At 59.7% G+C, this 4,139-nt stretch carries 5 protein-coding genes and 1 pseudogene; 5 read left to right on the top strand and 1 reads right to left on the bottom strand.

All coding sequences use genetic code 11. The features are described 5' to 3' along the window. The 4 genes and pseudogenes from AC1XOS_RS20420 to AC1XOS_RS20405 all read left to right on the top strand — a co-directional run. Positions 1–252 (top strand): aminotransferase class III-fold pyridoxal phosphate-dependent enzyme (locus AC1XOS_RS20420; RefSeq protein WP_481964054.1); only part of this gene is annotated, 252 nt, incomplete at its 5' end. Positions 253–412: 160 nt separating this feature from the next. Beyond that, positions 413–748 (top strand): annotated as a pseudogene (locus tag AC1XOS_RS20415) (Clp protease N-terminal domain-containing protein); the annotation flags it as partial. 156 nt (positions 749–904) lie between these two features. After that, entirely contained in the window at positions 905–1,813 is a 909-nt protein-coding gene (argF, locus tag AC1XOS_RS20410; protein WP_481964055.1) for an ornithine carbamoyltransferase, read from the top strand. A gap of 75 nt (positions 1,814–1,888) precedes the next feature. Continuing rightward, positions 1,889–2,074 (top strand): hypothetical protein, encoded by a 186-nt coding sequence (locus AC1XOS_RS20405; RefSeq protein WP_481964053.1) that lies wholly within the window; start codon positions 1,889–1,891, stop codon positions 2,072–2,074. A 10-nt stretch (positions 2,075–2,084) separates the two neighbouring features. Here the strand turns inward: AC1XOS_RS20405 and AC1XOS_RS20400 are convergent, their stop codons facing one another. Next, a complete protein-coding gene (locus AC1XOS_RS20400) occupies positions 2,085–3,437 on the bottom strand; it encodes a serine hydrolase domain-containing protein (protein WP_481964052.1) in 1,353 nt (450 codons plus the stop codon). A 40-nt stretch (positions 3,438–3,477) separates the two neighbouring features. Between AC1XOS_RS20400 and AC1XOS_RS20395 the strand changes: the two genes are divergently transcribed. Next, the coding region (locus AC1XOS_RS20395; protein WP_481964051.1) for a nucleotidyltransferase domain-containing protein at positions 3,478–4,139 on the top strand (662 nt) is incomplete at its 3' end.

Here is a 4,139-nt window from a genome sequence, read left to right as displayed (position 1 = left end):
ACCGTCGGGGCCTATCTGAAAGAGCGCCTTGCAACGCTCGGAGCGCCACGTGGGATGGGTCTAATGATCGGGCTGGAGCTAGACAAGCCGATTGCCAAAAAAGTCGTGGCAGAGGCACTCGCGCTGGGCCTGATTATCAATGCCACCGGTGATACCACACTGCGAATCATCCCGCCGCTCACTCTCACCAAGGAATTAGCTGACGAAGGGGTGAACCTTCTGACACAAGCAATCGAGAAAGCAAGGCTCTAGCCCACCCGAACCCATCCCCCCGGCCCCCTTCCCTCAGGGCAGGGAAGGGGGAGGTTAGGTGGGGGTTTTCTACCCTCCCTGCCCTGAGGGAGGGTGGCGTAGTGAGGAACGAACGAAGCCGGGTGGGTTCGTAGAGTGGGTTCAGGCGGGAAAGATAATTATGGCAATTCAGTTCACACGCAACGGACGAAAAGCGATGCTCTGGGCGCAGGTCGAGGCCATGCGGCGGGGCGATGTCTATGTGGAGCGGGAGCATCTGCTCATGGGGCTCCTGCACGGCGAAGAGACCAGCGCTCTCCAGCTCCTAGACCGGATCGGCTACGCGCCGGAGGAGCTTCGGATGCGCAGCTCGGGCCTGCTCAAGCCCGAGAACGGCGCGGCACGCACGGAGTCCGCGACCCTCTCGCCGGGAGCCAAGCAGATTGTCGAGCAGGCGCGGCGTGAGACGGAGTCCACCGGCCACGACTATGTCGGCACCGAGCATCTGCTTCTCGCACTTTTGCATGATGCTCCCGCCAGTGTTGAGAGTGTGGGGCTGAGTTATGAGTCCGTCGCACAGGCGCTCTCATCGGGAATGGCCGGGGCACTGACCGAGGAGTTCAACCCCGCGCCCGAGCCCATTCCTACCCGCCCCGCCCCGCGTGTGGGCTTTCTGAAAGGCCGCCACTTTCTCTCAGTCAATGACCTCACCACCGAGGAGATCGAGCAGCTCTTTGACTTAACGCGAGAGATCAAGCTCGGAAAGGCGCAGAAAGTGGCGGCGGGCAAGTGCGCAGCGCTGCTCTTTGAGAAGCCCAGCCTGCGTACCAAGCTCTCATTTTCGGTGGGAATGCAGCGGCTTGGGGGACAGGCGCTCTATTTCTCTCGTGAGGAAGTGGGCCTTGGCCAGCGCGAGTCCGTGAAAGATGCGGCTCGGGTGCTCTCCCGGATGGTGGATGCGATTGTGATTCGAACGTTTGATCATAAAAACATCGTCGAGCTGGCACACTACGCAAGCGTCCCTGTGATCAATGCTCTAACAGACCTTGAGCATCCCTGCCAGGCACTGGCAGATTTTTACACGATTTTAGAGTACCGCGCGGAGACCCGTGGCCAGAAGCTAGTCTATATCGGCGATGGCTGCAATACTGCCATTAGCCTCATGCTACTCGCCCCGCGCCTCGGGACGCACTTCACGCTTGCCTGCCCGCCCGGCTACGAGCCGCCTGTTGCCCTGATCCAGCAGGCGCAAGAGCTGGCTGCCTGGCACAACACTGAGTTTGAGATTAGCCACGACCCGGTCGCCGCCGCAAACGATGCCGATATTCTCTACACCGATGTCTGGACCTCAATGGGCCAGGAGGACGAGAAAGCCAAGCGCCTCGCCGATTTCGCCGGTTTCCAGATCGGTGCGAAAACCCTCCGAGAGGCTAAAGAGGATGCGCTGATCCTGCACTGCCTGCCCGCCCACTACGGTGAAGAGATCACGGAGGACGCGGTGGACAGTACGCAGTCTGGCATCTTCGACCAGGCCGAGAATCGCCTACATGTCCAGCAGGCACTTCTCGCTGCGGTACTATGACCGATAGGAGCTGTGACTTTTCCCACTGCAACTAGGATCAGATGATAGGGTTCTATTGAGAGGAGGTTTGGTTTTATGCAACGACAACAGCTACGCAACTTACAGAGGAACAAGCTCGTACAGTGGGGGACGTTATTCTTAGTGGGAGGAGCCGCCGTTCAGCTGGTCATTATGCTGGCGAAGCTACTCTCACCACTAACCGGCTGGGCGATCCTGGCTGGAGTCATTTTGATCGTTGTGGGGCTCATCCGGGGTAAATAGTTCTACGAGGCTACGCGAGCTTCTGGCCAACCAGTGGCGCGAACTCCGTGGGGCCAAAGCTGGCATTGAGCGAGTAGCGAAGAGTGACGCACTCTCCCTCAAATTCACAGATTGCCTCCGCGATAAATGGGGTTTCGACGGAGCAGAGACGCAAAATAAGTGTGTTCTGGGCTTGATCCCATGTGGCAGCTCCTGCAGTCTTGTGTGGCTTGCCGTGCCACTGCCGAAAGCTCGTCTCGCCGGGAAGCCACACGCCAAAGCCCCCGATAAGCGTGTGCTCATCGACGGAGAGCGTGAGTCTTTCTTCGTCGCTGTGGATTTGTAGCTGGCTCAGCCCTTGGTCGTTCTCGGGGAAGCTGTAGGTCGCGGAGAAAATGCGCCCGGCTCCGACGGGCTTTTGTAGCTCGCGCTGCCCTCCAAACGTGGGAAGCAGACTGGCCCAGACGTGGTTGAGCACTCCCTGCATCTCCTTCACGCCCGACGTAATCGCGAGCACGGCACCTTGCTCGGGGAAGACGATGCAGAACTGGCCAAACGCGCCATCGCCACGGTAGGCCCCATGGCGGCAGCGCCAGAACTGAAAGCCATAGCCCTGCGCCCAGTCGCTGTGAGGATCATCGCCGTTTGCGATATGCTTCTTTGTCGCGCTTTCCACCCAGCCCTCAGGCAAGAGTCGCACACCATTCCAGAGACCATCACTCAAGTAGAGCTGGCCGAACTTGGCGATATCTTCCGTGCGCACGCTCAGCCCCCAGCCGCCCGTGTCAATCCCTAGCGGGCACTGCTCCCAGGTCGGATTTTCGATCCCCAGCGGCACAAACAGGCGTGGCGTTAAGTAGTCGAGAAGGCGCTCTCCGGTGAGCTTCTGCAGGATCGCCGAGAGCATGTAGGTAGCGAGGCTGTTGTAGAGAAAGTGCGTCCCCGGTGCATGGGGGACATCAGCGGTCAGAAACGAGGCTACCCAGTCGTTGGTCTCCGCACGCAGCCCACTCATCGGCTCGACCGCATGGCCCGTGGACATGGTGAGCAAGTCGTGGACGCACATCGCCGCGAGGTTCTCCGAGACATGAGCTGGGGCTTTCTCCGGGAAGAACGAGGCCACTTTATCGCCCAGACTCAGTCGCCCCTCGGCCACCGCCAGCCCAATCGCCGTGGCCGTAAAGCTCTTGGAGAGGGAGAAGAGCATATGGCGCTTGTCCGAGCTATAGGGGTGCCACCAGCTCTCGGCGATAACAAAGCCATGGCGCACAAGCATCAGGCTGTGCAGCTCCAGGCCAGAGCTTGCGCAGGCAGCGAGAAACGCGGCGATGCCGGCAGAATCGACGCCCTGAGCCTCGGGCGTGCTACGGGGAAGAGAGATCATGCGGAAATTGTACCAGGCAACCTGTGGTAAACTTATGTTTATGACGACACGTGAACGCTACGAGGCTGCGATTACTTCGCTCACGGAGAAGCTGCAAAAAGATAGAACCGTGCTGGCTGCGGTGCTCTTTGGATCGCTGGCCTACGACGATATCTGGGAGAAGTCTGATATCGACCTGATTATTATCGGGGAGGAGTCGGTCAAGGGCGGGAGCTTTACGCTTTTAGAGGAAGATATCTCGGTTCATGCGATCCTGATGCCCCGCTCCACGTTTCGCAAGCAGCTCGATAGTGCCCTGGTCGGCTCGTTTTGGTCGTCGGTGCAGCTCCGAAGCCGTCTGCTCTTCACCAAAGACGACTCCCTGCCGCTACTCTGGGAGAATGTCGGCAGTCTCGGGGAGCGCGACCGGCAGGCGCAGCTCTTGCGGGCGGGAAATGCCTGCCTCCCCGTGCTCACCAAGGCGGAGAAGTGGCATAAAATCAAGCGTGTCTTCCACTACGCCACCGTCTATCTGCTCCTAGCCTCCCGGGAGCTCGCCCAACTGGAGGTGATCGCCGCCAGGCAGAACCCTGGCCGAGAGGTCATCCACCAAGCCCTGAAGCTCAACCCGAAATTCTTTACGCGCCTCTACACCGATGTTTTAGAGGGCCCCAAGACCGACGAAGCGATCGGGGAAGCTCTCGCCCTCTGCGATGCCTACCT

Source organism: Armatimonas sp. (assembly GCF_964826245.1).
Note: the sequence above shows the minus strand (reverse complement) of the source record. Positions and strands in the feature narration are given on the sequence as shown.

Excerpts from the sequence above, each read along its gene's own strand:
- AC1XOS_RS20400 (WP_481964052.1), bottom strand. The coding sequence starts at position 3,437 with ATGATCTCTCTTCCCCGTAGCACGCCCGAGGCTCAGGGCGTCGATTCT.
- AC1XOS_RS20405 (WP_481964053.1), top strand. The coding sequence starts at position 1,889 with ATGCAACGACAACAGCTACGCAACTTACAGAGGAACAAGCTCGTACAG.